Here is an 18920-nt window from a genome sequence, read left to right as displayed (position 1 = left end):
TGCGGCATGAGCAGGTCTGGCTGAAAGCCCCGCCGACGGAACGAGCCCGGCAAGCGTGAGCGCAGACCGGTTGCCACTTGTGGCAAACTTATTTGGACGACCTCTGGTTGTCCATAAGTGCGCCCTTCATGAAAAAGCAATGAAGGGAATGAAAAACTCATCCCCTCCGTCATTACACTTCCTCCATATCGGTATTTGTTTCTTTCTGCATTGCCTTTGAGAAAAATTTTCCATTGGCTTCCTGCTTTTTCAGAAAACCAATCAGCTTTGGGATGTCTTCCTCCTCAATAGGCGCACCAAGAACGGATTCCACCGCACCGCCAACCTGACAGAGCCTATGGGTTCGTTTTTTACTTTCTTCGGCTTTCTTTCGTTTCAGAAGTTCTTTCTTCTGTGCTGCATATCGTTTTGCTTTTTCAAGGCTTTCCTGTTCCTTCTTTTCCATTTCAAGCATTCGTTCTTCATAACTTTTTGTTGATTTTGCCATTATTACATTCCCCTTTCTTTTGCAAACATAAGTTCTTGGTTGCGTATCAGAAGAAGCACATGGTATAATCTTCTTGCGTGTAGGTATATCATGGCTTCGGTCTGATAGAACCTTTGGCGGTTTCTTTGGAAGCCGCCTTTTTAATTTGCCGCAGTTCTTGTTACGGCTTTTACATTTCCTCTATCCCTCAAATCACGACCTTCATTCGCTTCCATAAACATTTCCAGAATATCGGTTTTAATCAGGACTTTGCGACCAACCTTTAATACTGGAAGTTTCTTCCATTCTACAAGCTGTCTTAAGGTATTTCTGCCGATTCCCGTATAGTCAGCAGCTTCTTCGATGGATAATGCAATTTTTCTTTGCGTCATATAATCACCTCCTCATAAATTGCATTATGCAATTCTTGTGATGTAAGTATATCCTTTTCATATCTTTTTGTCAAGCGTTACGAAATATTAAAAACAAACTTTGTATTGCATATTGCAATTTTGGAAAAACAATGCTATAATTCATACATACCGAAAAAGGAGGCAGTCAGCATGAAAGATAAAGAATTACGCAAGCTGATAGGCAGCAGAATAAAACAGCGCCGTCTGGAATTGAATCTGACACAGCCTTATGTCGCAGAAAAGATGGGTGTTACTGCTTCTACAATCCTGCGTTATGAGAATGGTTCGATTGACAATACGAAAAAAATGGTGCTGGAAGGTCTTTCGGAAGCACTCCATGTATCTGTGGAATGGCTCAAAGGGGAAACAGATGAATATGAAACCGACATTACGGATAAGAGAGAGTTACAGATTCGTGATGCGATGGGAGATATTCTGGAACAGTTACCACTTGCCCTTACCAAAGAAGAAGATGCTTTTTCAAAAGATTTATTACTGCTGATGTTAAAACAATATGGTCTGTTTTTGGATTCCTTCCAGTTCGCCTGCAAAAACTTCAAGGGAAATGCAGGTCAGACGGATATTGCCAAAACAATAGGGTTTGAATCGAATGAGGAATATAATGAGATTATGTTCTTAAGGGAAATCACTCCTACCATCAATGCTCTTAATGAGATGGCGGACGTTGTAAGGCTCTATTCCAAGAAACCAAAAACAGCAGAACAAAGGCTTGCAAATCTTTTATCAGAAGTCTTATACGAAGATTCCGAATCGGTATAGTAAGACAACCGGAGTTATGATATACTTACACGCACGAAGCATTTCATCAGTTCCGATTGTCTAATATCGAAAGGAGATATACGATTATGGCAAAAGGATCTGTAAGAAAAAAAGGAAAGAAATGGTACTACCGCTTCTATGTAGAGGACGCAAGCGGCAATCTTGTTCAGAAAGAATGCGTTGGAACAGAAAGCAAAAGTGAAACTGAAAAGCTGCTCCGTCAGGCAATGGATGATTATGAGAAAAAGAAATTTGTTGCCAAAGCGGAAAATCTCACAGTCGGACAACTTCTGGATGTGTGGGCAGAGGAGGAATTAAAAACAGGTACGCTCAGCAATGGTACTGTGGAGAATTACCTCGGAACAATCCGAAATATTAAGAAACACCCATTGGCAGAACGGAAATTAAAAAATGTAACCTCTGAGCATTTGCAATCCTTCTTTGATTTGCTTTCCTTTGGGGGAGTTCATCCCGATGGAAAAGAGAGAAAGGGTTACAGCAAAGATTACATCCATTCTTTTTCCGCAGTCATGCAGCAGTCCTTCCGCTTTGCAGTATTTCCAAAACAGTATATTACGTTCAATCCCATGCAGTATATTAAACTGCGGTATCAGACGGACGAAGTTGATTTGTTTTCGGATGAGGACATGGACGGAAATATCCAACCAATTTCACGAGAAGATTATGAAAGACTGCTTGCGTATCTTCAAAAAAAGAACCCAGCCGCAATACTTCCAATCCAGATAGCCTATTATGCCGGGCTTCGTATTGGAGAAGCTTGTGGTTTGGCATGGCAGGACGTAAATCTGGAAGAACAATGCCTTACCATAAGACGCAGCATCCGATATGATGGCTCAAAGCGCAAATATATCATCGGACCAACCAAGCGGAAAAAAGTGAGGATTGTTGATTTTGGAGATACGCTGGTAGAGATTTTCCGTAATGCCCGGAAAGAGCAGTTAAAAAATCGAATGCAGTATGGAGAACTTTATCACACGAACTACTACAAAGAGGTCAAAGAGAAAAACAGAGTGTACTACGAGTATTATTGCTTAGACAGAACAGAGGAAGTCCCGGCAGATTATAAAGAAATTTCTTTCGTCTGCTTAAGACCTGATGGCTGTCTGGAACTTCCGACTACTTTGGGAACGGTATGCAGAAAGGTAGCAAAAACATTAGAGGGATTTGAAGGCTTTCATTTCCACCAGTTACGTCACACCTATACAAGCAACCTTTTAGCAAATGGAGCTGCCCCAAAAGATGTGCAGGAATTGTTGGGACACTCAGATGTCAGTACCACAATGAACGTCTATGCTCACTCCACAAGAGATGCGAAACGAAAATCGGTTCGGCTTCTTGATAAAGTGGTGGGCAATGACTAAAAAATTTCCCTTATTTCCCTTGTGATTATCTCATAAGGGCAAAAACAAGGGAAACTACATATCATTTTACTAATGGACAGGCGGGAAAGCCTGTAAAATGGGAAAGTTAGAGGGATAATTATATAAATTCCAGTTTGGAGAATTGAAAAAATGGAATTTACCTATTAAGACATATAAACTCTTGACAATAAAGCTCCTATATAGTATGTTTTTAATAAACTACTATATAGGAGCTTTTGTATGGAAATGAATGGAGGATTTCTTGTCACAAAAATAAAACAGCTTGGAGACCGGATTTTTGAGAAGATTCTCAGTGAAAAGAATATTGATGCGTTTAATGGAGCCCAGGGACGTATTCTTTATGTGCTGTGGCAGGAGGATGGTATCTCAATCAGGTCACTCTCGACTAAATGCGGATTAGCGATAACATCTCTTACTACGATGCTGGAAAGAATGGAAAATCAAGGGCTGATAAGCCGTGTTCAGTCTGAAACGGACAAAAGGAAAACACTCCTGTTTCTGACTGAGAAAGCACATGCCTTAAAGGGCGAGTACGATTCTGTATCTGATGAGATGGGCAGTATTTACTACAAAGGTTTTTCAGAGGAAGAAATTACCCGGTTTGAGAAATGTCTCGACCGCATCAGAAAGAATCTTGAGGAGTGGCAGAAGTCATGAGTATTTGTATCAAAGATCAGATTCAGAACATGAATATCGTCATTGGCTGCACAGTGGGGTGTACATATTGCTATGCCCGCAACAACGTGAAACGCTGGCATATGATTGATGACTTCGCTGACCCTGAATTCTTTCCGGGTAAGCTCAAGATGATGGAAAAGAAACGTCCGCAGAACTTTCTTCTTACCGGGATGAGCGATCTCTCCGGATGGAAGCCGGAATGGAGAGACGAGGTATTTGCAAAGATCCGTGAAAATCCACAGCATCAGTTCCTGTTCCTTACCAAGCGACCTGATTTGCTGGATTTTGATACCGATCTGGAAAACGCATGGTTTGGCGTTACGGTGACGAGGAAAGCAGAACTGTGGCGTATCGACGCCCTTCGGAAAAACGTCAGAGCAAAACATTACCATGTTACCTTTGAGCCGTTATTCGACGATCCCGGCACAGTTGACCTTTCCGGAATCAATTGGATCGTTGTGGGCACCATGACCGGAGCTCAGAGCAGGAAGATTCATACGGAGCCGGAATGGGCATGGTCTCTGGCGGACCAGGCACATAAGCTCGGCATTCCGGTGTTTATGAAGGAAGACCTTGTCCCTATCATAGGGGATGAAAATATGATTCAGGAAATGCCGGAAGAATTTAATAAAGTGTTAGAGGTACAGAAATCATGGAAGAAGTAATAAATGGAATCCTCATTCGTGAGGTGGAAACAAAGAACATCATGACTAAGTCTAGTCTGCCGGTAGGCGGTTACTCGGTCAATCCCTATGTGGGCTGTACACATGCCTGCAAGTATTGCTATGCTTCTTTTATGAAGCGCTTTACCGGGCACAAGGAGGAATGGGGCACTTTCCTTGATGTGAAGCATTGGCCGGAAATTAAAAATCCGAAGAAATATGCCGGACAGCGGGTGGTCATCGGTTCTGTGACAGATGGCTACAATCCACAGGAGGAGCAATTTGGGAATACCAGAAAACTTTTGGAACAGCTGATCGGCAGTGACGCAGATATTCTGATCTGCACAAAGTCGGATCTTGTGGTACGGGATATTGATCTGTTGAAGAAGCTTGGACGTGTAACCGTTTCATGGTCGATCAACACACTAGATGAAAATTTCAAGAACGATATGGATTCTGCTTCGAGCATTGAGCACCGTATCGCTGCTATGAAGCAGGTATATGAGGCAGGTATCCGTACAGTCTGTTTCGTATCCCCGGTATTTCCCGGTATCACGGATTTTGAAGCAATCTTTGAGCGGGTAAAGGATCAGTGCGATCTGTTCTGGCTCGAAAATCTCAATCTTCGAGGCGGTTTCAAAAAGACAATTATGAATTATATCGCCGGAAAATATCCTGATCTTGTACCACTTTACGACGAGATCTATAACAAGCATAACCGTAGCTACTTTGAAGCACTTGAAGTAAAAGCTGAGAAAATGGCTAAGAAGTATGATTGTGCCTTTGTGGATAATGAAATGCCTTATGGCAGAGTCCCGCAGGGACATCCGGTGATCGTAGATTATTTCTATCATGAGGAAATCCGTGGGACAGAGAATACCGGAAAAAGAAATCGCTAACTTCCAGTTTGTAACGAAGATATTTGCGATGAAAGGAATTAAGATTGAGTTATTGGGGATTGCAATAATACTTTTAGGAATTGCTGTGACAACAAATAATTTTTGGGGATATGTCCTAGGTGTTCTTGGATTTGGCTGTTTTCTAAAAGATAATCACTGATAACTTCTTGTTTGAAAAATTGAGAAAACGTAATATTGAACAAAAATGCACAGTTCTTAGCTTATCGTGAACTGTGCATTTTTGTAAATAAATACTTTTAATTAGCCGATTACGGCATCCTCTGCTGTAAAATGTTCCAGAGAATTTTCTTTTACCTGAATGCAGATATAAGTAATTCCAGAAATATCGGATGCAAAAAACTGACGCTTTGCAGCAGGTGCGATTTTTAGCCAGTCTCCAGATGAAAGGCTAATTTCTTCTCCATCAATTATGGCTTTGCCGTTACCTGAAAGAATTCCATAGATTTCTTCATTTTCTTTATGAGAATGAACAAATGGGACATTTGCTCCTGCAGGTAGTTCGTTCAAACTGATTTCTGCACCTGTTAAAGACAACTTTTCATGCAACTCAATTCGGTTTTCCTTTCCAATAGTTGTTTTTGTGTAATTTGCCATAATAATACCTCCATGGTTTAATTTGTGGTTTCTGGTTGCTTGGTATTAGTATAGTGAGAGACACATACAAAAACAAGTACGCACCTTTTTGTAACTGCACACTCAAAAATGAATGTGTTACAATAGACTCGGAGGTGAGAATTATGCGAGCAAAAGAAGAATTACCGGAATGCCCAGTTGCAACAGCAGTATCTCTTATCGGAGGAAAATGGAAACTGCTGATTTTGCGTAACTTGAAAGAGCGTCCATGGAGATTCAATGAGCTACAACGAAGTATAGATGGTATTTCACAAAAGGTTTTGACAGATAGTTTAAGACAAATGATGAGTGATGGGCTGGCATATCGCCACGATTACCATGAGCAGCCACCGAGAGTTGAATACGGCTTAACGGAACTCGGAACAAAAATGCTTCCAATTGTTAATTCACTTGCTGACTTTGGTAACTACTATAAATCAATTATTGAACAGAATTAAGGACGTTAGTATTTGAAAAGCTTGAACAATTCAAGTTTGTATATATCTTTTAAAAGGTATATGATTAAGAAAAACGGCAGGAGGTATCTGAATGAAATCACATAAATATTGGTCTATCGGTGCACTGATTACAATGCTTGGAACTTTTTATACAGGTTATAAGGGATCAAAAGAAGGCCATAAGTACTTTGCAGCAAGTTCTTTGCTTTGCATGATTATGGCTATTTATACAGGACACAAGATGATTTCTGGTAAAAGTAGGAAGAAAAAAGAAGTTTCAGTAGAGAGTGTTGAAGATTAAAAAACAAAATATTTTAATAAATAACGCCGGTGCGGGATTTTTGATATCCAGTACTGGCGTTATTTATTCTACAGGGGCTTGGGGGTGTAGCCACCAAATATTCGTGTTTTGTTACATCAGACATCTGTACAAAATAAAGAAATCTCTGTGCAGATAAAAGCGAAGGTGGAAAATGATAGCCAGATGTATAGTCTGAAACTGCATACATTGTAGTCTCCTATGAAGAAAGACGGATATATAGGAATCGTTGGATATTTTGATGCTTGTAAATAGATCATACGCTCTGTTTTTTGCAATATTTTATCTTGCGAATTTATCATTGTAACGAATATGCATATCTTCCCAATCCATGAACAATACATAAAATACTTTCCCGTATTGCGGGCTCTCTACAATTCTTCCATGATCAAGAACAGAAAAATAAGTTCCGTCAGCTTTTCGAAGATGAAAGTGAATATAGTCATTTTCATTGCCGTTGTCAATCTGTTCCCAGATACTTGATTCTATCTGTTGCTGTTCATCTTCACGAATCAAGTTGCGAAAACTTTTCTCAGTAAGTCTGAACAGTTCATCTATATCTTTATATCCGGACATATGAAGAAATTCATCATTTGCAAAAATTAGTTCATCATCTTTTTTGTCAGCTCTGTATATGATGAATGCACCTGGAAGATGTTCAGAGATATCCTTGAATGCGAATCCAAGTTGTTTGCGGGCACCTGACCGAAGTCCTTCTCTGTAGGCCATACATCCATTTTTTCCATGAAGCTTTATTTCATAAAGAGCGGCATCTGCGCAACGCATGAGTTGTGAACGATTGGATGCAAATGTTGGATATTCTGCATATCCTAGAGAAATATAAAATGCATGTTCCTTACCATGGTATGAGAATGATTTAGGAAGTTTGGTGAATTTCTGCAGCTGTATATCTGCTTCTGCAAAGGTACAATTTGGTAAAAGAATGCAGAATTCGTCACCACCATTTCTTCCGAGTAATGCATCGGATGGGAAAAAAGTCTTCATGCTGTCTGCAAGATTCTTTAGTGCCCTGTCTCCGTAATTATGTCCATAGATATCATTAATAAACTTGAAATCATCGATATCAAGGAGCGCAACCACAAAATGTGTTTTTGGATTTTTTTGAATCATTTTTTCTGCAAATTCATCAAATCCATAGCGGTTATAAATATTTGTAAGAGAATCTGTGCGCGCCAGTATCTGAAACTTTTTCTTATGTTCTTTTGCTACTAACCATACTCTGGTAAGAACTGACAGGAGAAGGCTTATTGTAAGAAAAATTCCGATGATGATTATCAGTAATGTGGCATTTCTCCATCCACTTTTAGGAGTTACTTCAAATTTCCAGTTTTCGTCTCCTATTGTAAATGTATAAGAAACAGGACGATTTATTTGCCCATCTGATTGATAAACCACTTTATAAGTATCACTCCATGGAGCGTCTGTTTTTGAAATTTTGTATTCGTATCCAAAATTTGAAAGTGCACTGATTGAATCTGAAAAAATATCCGGAACACGCAGGATAACAATAGTAAATCCCCAGAAATACTCATGTCCGTTTTTATCTTTCAGGTATATGGGATTGCGGACTGCAATTCCATATCCTCCCTGTTTTAATTTGAAGGGGCCCTGCGTAATGATTGTATAGTTGTCTCTTGCGTAACAGGAAATTTTTCCGCGGTCTTTATCATGGATCAAATCAATCTTACCTGCCTCATTTTCATTAGCCGGATAAATATCTGTAACAACACCATTAGGAGCGAGCTGTACACTTTCAATAGAATCAGACATAAGATTTCCTGCAATTGTTTCAAACTGACGGATTTCGCCATCTTCACTTATTAAGATTTGCTTCAAGGTATCTGTGATCTCAATTCCATTTGTAATTTCATTCTTTATTTGTTCGCCATAGGTGGCTACGTTTAATTGTGCTGTTATGTGTCTCTGCTCTTTTTCGTGGGTGTCTGTTTTGTATACAATCAAACTAATAAGGCATATGCCCAGTAAAAAAGTGATAAGAGGCACAAGTGTTTTCTTTTTCACTTGGTTCACCTCATTTTGTCCATGGGAATTATTATAATAAAGCATTATATCACAGAAGTTGAAAAACAGAATAAGTTTTATGAAAAAGACGAACTGTGCAAAATCTTTATACATCTATGACAGAAGAATGTATATCGATAGGGATTTGTGAAATCTATATATTTTAAGAAGGAGCCTTGGAATCATCATAAATATCCTGTATTTTTGCTTTTACAGCTTTACGACGTTTTTCTGTATCAGAAGGTACGTGGTGGAGCCATGCAAGATATTAAATGGCTTCCGTCATTTTCCCAGAATGTTGATTGCTTTTTTTAACACATCAAGTGTATCTTGGGCATCACGTAATTCACGTCTGAGACGGGCAATTCCTTCTGCTCATCAGATGCATAATTACCAGAACCACGAACAGGAATATCACCTGATTCCCGGAAGTCTTTCAGACATTTTGTTAATGTGCTGTATCCGATGCCAAGATTTTCTGCACATCCACGTACTCCGAGATCTTTGTGATCCTGATAGTACTGGACTGCATCAAGTTTAAATTGTTTGTCATGTTGCTTTGCCATATGAGATCCTCCTTCAGCATGCCTCTATTGTATCATGCTTATGTGTATTTGGAATTTCTCATTTTGGTTTGTACTATTTATATTCTAGCACCAGAGGTTGAAGCCAGAAAGCAGAAGGAAATGGAAGAATAATTGTGAAAAGAGTGTGTGAATTATTGACTAGAGCCTCTCCTGATGGTATATTTAGATTACCCAACGGGTAATTTGAAAAGGATGGCAAACGTGCAGCTACTATACAATAACAGCAAAGTCAGAAACAATGTACCGATTTAAAGACTGCAAAAAAATTGTTTGGCGGGAATGCTGCATTAGCAACCAGCCTATTTGCCCGAATAAATGCTATGCAGCAGGCGAGTGTAATTAAGGATATAGTAATGATGCCGACGTTTCATTTTCATAAGTTGAGTGGCAATATGGATGGATTTTTTGCTATAGATGTAAAAACGAGAAGAGATCCATGGCGTATTATTATTCAGCCATTAGATGAGAATGAAGAACCTTATGATCCTTGTAATATTGATGAAATTGCTGGTGTGGTTAGAATTGTTGAAGTAAAGGAGGTAAGTAAGCATTATGAGTAATTATATTGAATATAATGATAAGATTGCTTTTCATCCTGGATACTATATCAAAGAAATCATTGAAGAAAGTGGACTTTCTCAGAAAGATTTTGCAAAACGATTAGATACCACGCCAAAGAATTTAAGTATTCTGGTACGTGGGGAGCAAAGCTTATCAATCGATATAGCCATGAAATTATCTCGAATGTTAGGGACTAGTGTTGACTACTGGCTGAATCTTCAGAAGAGCTATGACGCTTTGATTGCTGAGTTTGAATCATCCAAGGAATTAGAGCAGGAAAGAAGAATTTTCAAATACTTTCAGTACACATATTTCAGAGAGAATTTTGGATTGCCTGATCTTCCGAGAAAAACAAATGAGCAGATTAAGTGTCTACGTGAATTTTTAAATGTTGCATCATTATCTGTTTTTACAAAGCAAAATATGACAGTTAGTTTCCGAAGTGCATCTGAGGATATGAAAGAGACTAATACTGCCAGAGCAAATGCAATGGTTCAGATCGCAATTAATCAGGCACTGAAGATAGAAGCACCTAAGTTTGACAAAAAGAAGTTTGAAAAAGCTGTTGATTATGCATTGACATTAACAACACAGCATGGTGATTTTTATCCACTGATTAGGAAGGCCTTTGAAGATGCGGGAGTAATATTCGTAATACTTCCAAATCTTCCGGGTTCAGGAATAAATGGTGCAACCAAGAAGATTGGGCAGAATGTAATGCTGATGGTGAATGACAGACGTTTCTATTCAGATACATTTTGGTTTACTCTGTTCCATGAGATTGGCCATATTATTAATGGTGATTATGGAATTACGTTTGAAAATGAGCACGCTGGACAGGAGGATGCAGCAGATAAATATGCGGAAGACAAATTGATCCCTCCGGGAGAATATGAGGCTTTCGTTAGAATGAATGAGTTTAGCGAAAATGCTATCCGCAGATTTGCTGAAAGAATTGACAGAGATCCGGGTATTGTTCTTGGCCGCTTGCAAAATGATCAGATTGTTCCATTTACAAATGTTGCACTGTCAAAAGCATTAAAACACAAATACAAAGTAATAACATCATAAAGAAGTATATAACTTGAGGTCGTCTACCGTTATCCACGATAGATGGCCTTATTTTTTTATCCATTTGGGGAGAAAGGAGGTGAAAGCGATTGGAGGAATTTAAGGCGAAAAGACATGCGGTCAAAAAGATGACCCGAAAGGGACTTGTGGAAACAGATTCCAGAGAAGAGATAGTGAAGGAAACTGCGGAAGCAAAGTCCGATGGAAGGCGCATCAATGAGGCTGACTTTGTGTGCACCATCATTTGGTACCGCACGCAGTACATGAATTATATTATCCTGGGAATCGCTGAATTCATGTTGGTAGGCGTATTGGCTGCAGGAGCATTTGTCCTGGCATTGGAGTCAGAAGTGAGAAACTGGCAGTGCTTATGAGAGGATACCTGCAATCTATGAAGGTAAATCTGAGAGAAATTATTCACTATATTGACGAGTCAACACTTGAAAAAGCGAAGAACGAAAAAGTTCAAAAGCAAGAGTCTCCCTCAAAGATGTCAAAAGACGTAGAGGAGTCTGTTGATAAGATGATCTCCAATCGTATGAGCAAAGCATATTCTGAATGGAAATCAAATCAAGATACACAGCCATTTAATGAAAATATAGAGAAGGAATACCAGAAGCTTTTAGAAACACTGTCTCCGGAACAAGAGGAAGTGCTTACGAAGTATTGTGATGAAATATTTGCCAGCGGAGCAGAGACAGAAGAGTTTTTCTATCGCCTGGGTATAAAGGATGGACTGAGATTAAAAAGTACGGTAAAATCTGTATTAGAAATGATGTCGTGAAATCGAAAGTTGAGGGAACAAAAAATATGGAATTAAGACTGTTGCGCTATTTTCTGACGGTGGCAAAAGAACAGAGCTTTACAAAAGCAGCAGAACAATTGCATATTACCCAGCCAACGCTTTCCAGACAAATGGCAGCATTTGAAGAGGACCTGGGAATAACATTATTTATTCGAAACGGAAAGAAAATATCGCTTACTGATGAAGGAATTTTATTAAAAAGGCGTGCCCTGGAGATTCTTAATCTTGAGGAAAGAACGCTTGAGGAACTGAAAGGAAAAGAAGAGGTTGTAGAGGGCACGATAACCATTGGATGCGGTGAATTTGCAGCGGTGGAGACATTGGCGGAGATATGTAAAACATATAAAGAAAAATACCCGCTGGTTCAGATTGTATTGCATACTGCAACAGCAGATGCAGTGTATGAGATGATGAACAAAGGACTTGTAGATATTGCATTATTCATGGAACCGGTGGACACCGAAGGGCTGGATTATATCCGGATCACAGATTGCGATCACTGGTGTGTTGGAATGCGGCCGGATGATCCGCTGGCAGAAAAAGAGTTTATAAGAAAAGAAGATCTTATTGGAAAACCATTGATCCTGCCGGAAAGAGTAAATGTTCAAAGTGAACTTGCCAATTGGTTTGGAAAAGACTTTTCGAAACTGCAGATTGCTTTTACAAGTAATCTTGGAACGAATGCCGGAGTTATGGCAGCAAATGGACTGGGCTATCCGGTATCCATCGAAGGTGCTGCAAAGTATTGGCGGGAGGATATTCTTGTACAGCGAAGAATTTCTCCTGAAATCACAACAAGTACTGTGATTGCCTGGAGACGAAACATTCCATATTCTTTGGCAGTCCGTAAAATGATTGAGGAGATTAATGCTTTTCAGGCATAAAATAAAATTCAATATAAGCATTAGACATAATGAAGCGATAGAGCTTAAAATAGATGTGTAAGATGAATGTAAATCTTATACATCTATTTTTTTGTGAAAAATACGTATAGAAAGGGGCTTTTTATTATGAGTAAAAATTTAGTCGCATTTTTCAGTGCAAGCGGGACAACAAAAAAAGTAGCAGAAATGATTGCAGAGGAAGCAAAAGCGGATTTATTTGAGATTGAGCCAAAAGTTCCATATACAAAGGCTGATCTTGACTGGATGAATAAAAAATCCAGAAGCAGTGTGGAAATGAGTGATAAGAAATACAGACCGGAGATTATGAAGAAAAAGATGGATATGAGTTCTTATGACGAGATCCTTCTGGGATTCCCAATCTGGTGGTATGTAGCTCCGACAATTGTCAATACATTTTTGGAAGCCTATGATTTCAGTGGCAAAAAGATTGTGCTCTTTGCAACATCCGGTGGAAGTGGATTCGGTAATACTGTAAAGGAATTACAGCCATCCGCACCGGATGCAGTTATCACAGAAGGCAGCCTGTTAAACCGTGGAACAAAAAAGGAAATCAGTGAGTGGGTAAAATCTTTATAAATAACAGTGCTATGGAGGTATACAGAAAATGGGAAAAATAATACAGACAGCAGGAAGAAATGCACTTGGTGAATTTGCACCGGAGTTTGCACATTTTAACGATGATGTCCTTTTCGGTGAAAACTGGAATAACCAGGATATTGACGTAAAAACAAGAAGTATCATCACAGTGGTTGCTCTGATGGCTTCCGGAATTACAGATTCTTCTTTAAAATATCATCTTCAAAATGCAAAAAATCATGGTGTAACACAAAAAGAGATTGCCGCAGTAATCACACATGTCGCATTTTATGCAGGATGGCCAAAAGCATGGGCTGTTTTCAATCTTGCAAAGGAAGTGTGGGAGACAGGCGAAGGAGATTTGCCATACGAAGAGGAAGCGATGCGGGCGCATGCAAAAGAGATGGTATTTCCAATTGGTGCACCAAATGATGGTTTTGCACAGTATTTTTCTGGCAGAAGTTTTCTTGCACCGATTTCCACTTCTCAGGTTGGCATTTTCAACGTGACATTTGAACCCGGATGCAGGAATAATTGGCATATTCATCATGCAAAAAGCGGTGGCGGGCAGATCTTAGTATGTGTAGCCGGCCGAGGGTTTTATCAGGAAGAAGGCAGGGATGCGGTAGAAATGAACCCGGGTGACTGTATTAACATTCCGGTAGATGTAAAGCACTGGCATGGGGCCGCTCCGGATGAATGGTTTTCCCATCTGGCAATTGAGGTGCCGGGAGTGGATTGTTCCAATGAGTGGTGTGAGGCGGTATCGGAGAAAGAGTACGCTGGATTAAGATAAGGAGAGCACTATGGAATACGGTAAACTCGGAAATACAGATATAGAAGTGTCAAAATTATGTGTGGGCTGCATGAGTTTTGGGAAAGCTGGAACCATGCATGACTGGACGTTGGATGAAGCTGAAAGTGAGAATGTTATCAAGCATGCACTTGATTTGGGATATAACTTTTTTGATACAGCAAATGGATATTCAGCAGGAACAAGTGAGGAATATTTAGGTAAAGCATTGAAGAAAAATGTAGCGAGAAATCAGGTTGTGATTGCATCCAAGGTATATTTTAATGAAGGTCGTTTATCAAGACAGGCAATCATGAGGGAAATAGATGGAACTCTGTCACGTCTTGGAACCGACTATCTTGATTTATATATCATCCATAGATTTGACTATGATACACCAATTGAAGAAACTATGGAGGCACTGCACGATCTGGTAAAAGCAGGAAAGGTCAGGGCACTTGGTGCATCTGCCATGTATGGATATCATACAGATAGTTAAACGTGTAGCGGAGCTTGCCGAAAAGTATAACTGCAAAATGTCCCAGATAGCCATTGCATGGCAGTGGGCAAAGGGAATTCTATCGCCTATTATTGGGGCAACCAAAACGCAGTATCTGGATGATTCAGCCGGAGCATTTGACATTAAATTAACTGCCGAAGACCTTGCATATCTTGAAGAGCCATATGTTCCACATGAGATAGTTGGTGCAATTGATAAAAATCCGGCGCAAGGTGTTATTTTGCTTGATGAAAAGAAATAAAGTTTCAGTAATCATAGAGTGTATGGATTCAATTCCATCGGTAAGACGTAATCCTATAAAATGTCTGTGATTCAGTTCTTTATCTTTGTTTTCTGTTCTCATACTCCTCCTTCCACTGAGACTATTCCTCCCTCCGGGAGTCCACGTATTTCAATATCGGCTGTTCCTTCCGATATTAGAAATAGTGCTGTGAACACTTTCAGGTGGAACCAACAGACAAGTGAAACGTCTGTTATTGAGAGGGTATGGGGAGATCCCCATCAAGATAAATCCCATAGGAGAACAGGATGCCAAACGGCAATACTGTTAAACATGGGTGGATCTTGCTCTTATTTGTATCCCTCTATATAACGAAACGCTCAGAGGCTGTTTTACAGTGGGGGGAAAAGAAAAAATATCAAAAAAATGTTGAACGGAATGTATTAAATGTAATTGACTACTTATACAACTATACCAAGATAAAAAAATATACAGATTTTCTATCCAATATTATTGACGTGTAAAAAACTTCATGGTATTTTTATTTTGGGAAAAATGAAAATTATTTTAAAGGCAAACCTGTTGAAAGGCAGGGGCGCAAAGCCAGAAGGGACTAAAGTCAGAAAGCTTGACCATGTCAGCCGGTTGCCACTGTTTCCATATCAACATAATATATGGAAAAGATGTTTGAACAGAAGAGATTCCGATACCTTTTATACTATATAGATGTGTGATTTAAAAAAATATAATAGGGACACTGGCAGATTTTGGCAAGTGTCCTTTTTGTATGCAAAAATGGGTAACAAAACTAGCAGGGACAGGTTTTCTGTATACAGATAAAAGCAGGATGAAGAAGGCATAAGACGGAGAGAGGACTTTAAAAAAATGAAAAATTATGAGGACAGAATATATTCCTTAGGTGAGACTGTACCGGGACAGACACAGGCCATGTCACAGGCAGTACAGAAAACACTGGAAAATAATGGCGGGGTAGGCATAATGACAGGATATTATGACCAAAACCTGTCTGTTTTATCTGTGAGCAATCTGCTGTTACATAGTACAGGATATACATTCGACTCTTTTATGAAGCAGACAAACGGCTCATTGAAAAATTTCTTTTATGGCGAGGAAGATATACTGGATCGAGATCGTTTTTTGCAGCTTCACGGAGCAGGGGAATCACAGATCCTTACAGCAGACGGTACAGTGAATAATGTACGGCTTTATAAAGAAGATGCGACAGATGAGGCGGGCAGACAGATCTGGGTTATGTCTGTACAGGTCAACTGGGATCATGTAAATCTGGCACTGCTCAATGAGGCTATCTGTTCCGGCTTCTGGTATTTTGACTGTGACGAAAACAGTGAGATTGTGAATGCAAACTGGAGTCATGAATTCCGAAAAATGCTTGGCTATCATGACACTCTGGACTTTCCGAATAAACTGGAATCCTGGTCAGATCTTCTGCATCCACAGGATAAAGAAAGAGTAATGGTGCAGCTTCAGGCGGCAATTAAGGATAAGACGAACCAGATAAAATACCAGGTAGAGTATCGTATGAGAATGAAGGATAATCAATACCAGTGGTTTCGGGCATCGGCAGAAGTAATACGCCGTCTGGATGGTTCTGCCAGCAGGATTGCCGGGATTTTTATTAACATTGATGGGGAGAAAAAAGAAATCATGCAGGCACAAAAATCTGCTGCTTTCCACCGAGCTTTTACAAAAGCAGATCTGTGCGAGTATTATGTGAATCTGGAAGCGAATACTTTTGATACCTTTAAGGTTGAGCCGTCCCTGATGACCGTCTTTGAACAGAGTCATACATGGGATGAACTGATTCGGCATTTTGTGGATTCCTATGTTGTGGAGAAAGATAAGAAGGCGGTATCCTCTTTTTACGACCGTGGTTATATTGCAGAAAGGCTGAAGGGTCTGGAAACCGAATTGGCTTTGGAGTGCCGTATCACTCTGAATGGAGAAGAACGATGGGTCCGTAATGTGATCATACGCGGCGAGATAGAGGATTCAGAATATGCCATGATCTTTCTGCGGGATATCACAGAGACAAAGGTGGAGAGTGCACGGCATCTGCAGATGGCAGCGGATAATGCTTCCATGGAGCAGCTGATCCAGAGTATTGTGCGTCTGGTTGACCGTTTTGTTGTCTGTGATCTGGAAAATGACAGGTATGAATTCTACAATCTGAATGGACAGATGATATATAAACCTCTGGGATTTTATCATGATTTTCAGATGCAGGTTCTTGAAAAATATAAGACACTGGAACCATTGGAAGCTATAGATATCCTGATAGCCCCGGATAATATTCGGAAAAAACTGAAAAGTGAAAATGATATTTATAAGTTTGAGTATTGCAGCCAGGATGAAAAGACTTATAAGATCGCTTCTTACATACCCCTGGAATGGGAGGATGGAAAACTGGTAAAAGTATTGCTGGCATCCATGGATGTGACACAGGAGAAAAAAGCAGAGATTGAATCCCGTCAGGCACTGAAAGAGGCTTACTGTTCTGCAGAAAATGCTAATCGTGCGAAAACAGAATTCCTTTCCAATATGTCCCACGATATCCGGACACCGATGAATGCCATTGTCGGCCTGACGGCAATTGCAGGAGCAAATATTGAGAGTCAGGACAGAGTCATTGAATGTCTCAGCAAAATTACAAAATCAAGCCGTCATCTGCTGGGGCTGATTAATGAAGTGCTGGATATGGCACGTATTGAAAGTGGAAAAATGACGCTGGCACAGGAGGATTTCAATCTGCCAGATCTGGTGGATAATCTTATAACACTCACAAAACCGGTGATTGATGAACATAAACACAATTTAGATATACACATTAATCACATTGAACATGAAAGTGTCTGCGGTGACAGTCTGAGGATTCAGCAGGTGTTTGTGAATCTGATGAGTAATGCGATCAAGTATACACCGGATGGTGGGAATATTATTTTTTCCATAGAGGAAAAGCCAAATGGATTTTCAGAACTTGGATGCTATGAATTTACGATTGAGGATAATGGAATCGGTATGTCACCGGAATTCCAGAAAATCATGTTTGATCCTTTCAGTCGCGCAGATGATCACCGGACAACCAGAGTTCAGGGAACTGGTCTGGGAATGGCGATCAGCAGAAATATTGTGAACCTGATGAATGGTAATATTAAAGTGGACAGTACCTTACATAAGGGAACTAAAATCACAGTAACAATTTATCTGGAGCTTCAGGAAAAAGAAAAAGAACAGGACAAAAATCTGATGAATCTGCCGGTTCTGGTAGTGGATGATGATAAGACATGCTGTGAAAGTACAGTTGCCACACTGAAGGAAATCGGTATTATGGGTGAATGGGTTCTCTCTGGCAGGGAAGCGGTTGAGCGCTGTTATGCACGGCATGAGTTGAAAGATGATTACTTTGCTGTTATTTTAGACTGGAAGATGCCGGAGATGGATGGCATAGAAACAGCCAGACAGATTCGGAAGCGGATAGGAAAAGAGATCACCATCATTGTATTGACATCTTATGAATTCAGCGAAATTGAAGAAGAAGCAAAGGTTGCAGGTGTAGATGCTTTTATTGCAAAACCGCTGTTCCGTTCCCGGCTGACGGCTACACTGCGGCAGTTTACTTCAGGCAGAAAAGAAAAAACAGCAAGAAATTATCTGGAGAAGTTGTCAGAATCAGACTACACAGGAAAAAGGATTCTGCTGGTTGAGGATAATGAGTTGAACAGAGAAATTGCTGGTGAAATTTTGCAGATGACAGGGGCAGAAGTGGAAATAGCAGAAAATGGAAAAATCGCAGTTGAAAAAGTGGAAGCTTCTCCGAAAGGTTCGTATGATCTTGTTTTTATGGATATCCAAATGCCTGTCATGAATGGCTATGAGGCAACCGCAGCGATTAGGAGCCTTCCGGGTGAACAGGGAAAACTGCCGATCGTTGCCATGACTGCCAATGCTTTTGCAGAAGATGTACAGCTGGCAAAAAACACAGGCATGAATGGACATATCGCAAAACCGCTGGATATGAATAAGCTGAATGATGTCCTGGAAAGCTGGCTGTAATTGATTCCCGATTATTGAATTAATGTTTTTAGCAGG

At 40.0% G+C, this 18920-nt stretch carries 21 protein-coding genes, 1 pseudogene and 1 riboswitch; of the genes and pseudogenes, 17 read left to right on the top strand and 5 right to left on the bottom strand.

The window, feature by feature from the left end:
• Nucleotides 1-172: 172 nt before the first annotated feature.
• Both AC04Q6_RS07820 and AC04Q6_RS07815 read right to left on the bottom strand, forming a co-directional pair.
• The gene (locus tag AC04Q6_RS07820; protein WP_006859028.1) at nucleotides 173-487 is read right to left on the bottom strand and encodes a hypothetical protein; all 315 of its coding nucleotides are present in this window, start codon (nucleotides 485-487) and stop codon (nucleotides 173-175) included.
• 140 nt (nucleotides 488-627) lie between these two features.
• The gene (locus AC04Q6_RS07815) at nucleotides 628-858 is read right to left on the bottom strand and encodes a helix-turn-helix domain-containing protein (RefSeq protein WP_004843519.1); all 231 of its coding nucleotides are present in this window, start codon (nucleotides 856-858) and stop codon (nucleotides 628-630) included.
• Nucleotides 859-1029: 171 nt separating this feature from the next.
• Here AC04Q6_RS07815 and AC04Q6_RS07810 point away from each other — a divergent pair, with 171 nt between their 5' ends.
• The 6 genes from AC04Q6_RS07810 to AC04Q6_RS07785 all read left to right on the top strand — a co-directional run bounded on the left by AC04Q6_RS07810 (nucleotide 1030) and on the right by AC04Q6_RS07785 (nucleotide 5461).
• A complete protein-coding gene (locus tag AC04Q6_RS07810) occupies nucleotides 1030-1659 on the top strand; it encodes a helix-turn-helix domain-containing protein (RefSeq protein WP_118280429.1) in 630 nt (209 codons plus the stop codon).
• A gap of 86 nt (nucleotides 1660-1745) precedes the next feature.
• Nucleotides 1746-3041, top strand: a complete 1296-nt coding sequence (locus tag AC04Q6_RS07805) for a tyrosine-type recombinase/integrase (RefSeq protein ID WP_008400148.1) — start codon at nucleotides 1746-1748, stop codon at nucleotides 3039-3041.
• Nucleotides 3042-3281: 240 nt separating this feature from the next.
• A complete protein-coding gene (locus tag AC04Q6_RS07800) occupies nucleotides 3282-3719 on the top strand; it encodes a radical SAM mobile pair system MarR family transcriptional regulator (RefSeq protein ID WP_005608550.1) in 438 nt (145 codons plus the stop codon).
• Nucleotides 3716-4405 carry a radical SAM mobile pair protein A gene (locus AC04Q6_RS07795; RefSeq protein WP_021650119.1) on the top strand — a complete coding sequence of 230 codons (690 nt, stop codon included), beginning with the start codon at nucleotides 3716-3718 and terminating at the stop codon, nucleotides 4403-4405. Before AC04Q6_RS07800 ends, AC04Q6_RS07795 begins: the two co-directional genes overlap by 4 nt.
• Complete coding sequence (locus AC04Q6_RS07790; protein WP_055298362.1) at nucleotides 4393-5301, top strand: radical SAM mobile pair protein B; 909 nt, start codon at nucleotides 4393-4395, stop codon at nucleotides 5299-5301. Before AC04Q6_RS07795 ends, AC04Q6_RS07790 begins: the two co-directional genes overlap by 13 nt.
• A complete protein-coding gene (locus tag AC04Q6_RS07785; protein ID WP_092071048.1) occupies nucleotides 5267-5461 on the top strand; it encodes a hypothetical protein in 195 nt (64 codons plus the stop codon). The genes AC04Q6_RS07790 and AC04Q6_RS07785 overlap by 35 nt, the downstream gene beginning before the upstream one ends.
• 101 nt (nucleotides 5462-5562) lie before the next feature.
• Here AC04Q6_RS07785 and AC04Q6_RS07780 read toward each other — a convergent pair whose 3' ends face one another.
• Entirely contained in the window at nucleotides 5563-5916 is a 354-nt protein-coding gene (locus AC04Q6_RS07780) for a cupin domain-containing protein (RefSeq protein WP_118052952.1), read from the bottom strand.
• Between the two features lie 143 nt (nucleotides 5917-6059).
• Here AC04Q6_RS07780 and AC04Q6_RS07775 point away from each other — a divergent pair, with 143 nt between their 5' ends.
• Nucleotides 6060-6392 carry a winged helix-turn-helix transcriptional regulator gene (locus AC04Q6_RS07775; protein ID WP_008373705.1) on the top strand — a complete coding sequence of 111 codons (333 nt, stop codon included), beginning with the start codon at nucleotides 6060-6062 and terminating at the stop codon, nucleotides 6390-6392.
• 91 nt (nucleotides 6393-6483) lie between these two features.
• Nucleotides 6484-6693 carry a DUF6219 family protein gene (locus tag AC04Q6_RS07770; RefSeq protein ID WP_008392833.1) on the top strand — a complete coding sequence of 70 codons (210 nt, stop codon included), beginning with the start codon at nucleotides 6484-6486 and terminating at the stop codon, nucleotides 6691-6693.
• Between the two features lie 300 nt (nucleotides 6694-6993).
• On the opposite strand, the gene AC04Q6_RS07765 is transcribed toward AC04Q6_RS07770, so the two are convergent.
• The gene (locus AC04Q6_RS07765; protein ID WP_330627457.1) at nucleotides 6994-8754 is read right to left on the bottom strand and encodes a diguanylate cyclase domain-containing protein; all 1761 of its coding nucleotides are present in this window, start codon (nucleotides 8752-8754) and stop codon (nucleotides 6994-6996) included.
• 311 nt (nucleotides 8755-9065) lie between these two features.
• Complete coding sequence (locus AC04Q6_RS07760; protein ID WP_215706420.1) at nucleotides 9066-9320, bottom strand: helix-turn-helix domain-containing protein; 255 nt, start codon at nucleotides 9318-9320, stop codon at nucleotides 9066-9068.
• Between the two features lie 287 nt (nucleotides 9321-9607).
• Between AC04Q6_RS07760 and AC04Q6_RS07755 the strand changes: the two genes are divergently transcribed.
• From AC04Q6_RS07755 to AC04Q6_RS07715, 9 genes and pseudogenes are all read left to right on the top strand, one after another.
• Nucleotides 9608-9901, top strand: coding sequence for a hypothetical protein (locus AC04Q6_RS07755; RefSeq protein ID WP_476389619.1), 294 nt, complete (start codon nucleotides 9608-9610; stop codon nucleotides 9899-9901).
• Nucleotides 9894-10973, top strand: coding sequence for a HigA family addiction module antitoxin (locus AC04Q6_RS07750; RefSeq protein WP_021975931.1), 1080 nt, complete (start codon nucleotides 9894-9896; stop codon nucleotides 10971-10973). Before AC04Q6_RS07755 ends, AC04Q6_RS07750 begins: the two co-directional genes overlap by 8 nt.
• Nucleotides 10974-11062: 89 nt before the next feature.
• Nucleotides 11063-11347, top strand: a complete 285-nt coding sequence (locus tag AC04Q6_RS07745; protein WP_174096207.1) for a hypothetical protein — start codon at nucleotides 11063-11065, stop codon at nucleotides 11345-11347.
• 17 nt (nucleotides 11348-11364) lie between these two features.
• Entirely contained in the window at nucleotides 11365-11757 is a 393-nt protein-coding gene (locus AC04Q6_RS07740) for a hypothetical protein (protein WP_021975929.1), read from the top strand.
• A gap of 26 nt (nucleotides 11758-11783) precedes the next feature.
• Entirely contained in the window at nucleotides 11784-12662 is an 879-nt protein-coding gene (locus AC04Q6_RS07735; RefSeq protein WP_476389618.1) for a LysR substrate-binding domain-containing protein, read from the top strand.
• A gap of 126 nt (nucleotides 12663-12788) precedes the next feature.
• Nucleotides 12789-13259: a flavodoxin gene (locus tag AC04Q6_RS07730; protein ID WP_476389617.1), complete on the top strand. Its 471-nt coding sequence runs from the start codon at nucleotides 12789-12791 to the stop codon at nucleotides 13257-13259.
• Nucleotides 13260-13287: 28 nt separating this feature from the next.
• Nucleotides 13288-14055, top strand: a complete 768-nt coding sequence (locus AC04Q6_RS07725) for a carboxymuconolactone decarboxylase family protein (protein ID WP_476389616.1) — start codon at nucleotides 13288-13290, stop codon at nucleotides 14053-14055.
• A 10-nt stretch (nucleotides 14056-14065) separates the two neighbouring features.
• Nucleotides 14066-14813, top strand: a pseudogene (locus AC04Q6_RS07720) (aldo/keto reductase).
• Nucleotides 14814-15354: 541 nt separating this feature from the next.
• A riboswitch (cyclic di-GMP riboswitch) is annotated at nucleotides 15355-15445 on the top strand.
• 232 nt (nucleotides 15446-15677) lie between these two features.
• Complete coding sequence (locus tag AC04Q6_RS07715; protein WP_476389615.1) at nucleotides 15678-18884, top strand: response regulator; 3207 nt, start codon at nucleotides 15678-15680, stop codon at nucleotides 18882-18884.
• Nucleotides 18885-18920 lie beyond the last annotated feature (36 nt).

The organism is Blautia sp. HA9023, from assembly GCF_056504095.1.
Note: the sequence above shows the minus strand (reverse complement) of the source record. Positions and strands in the feature narration are given on the sequence as shown.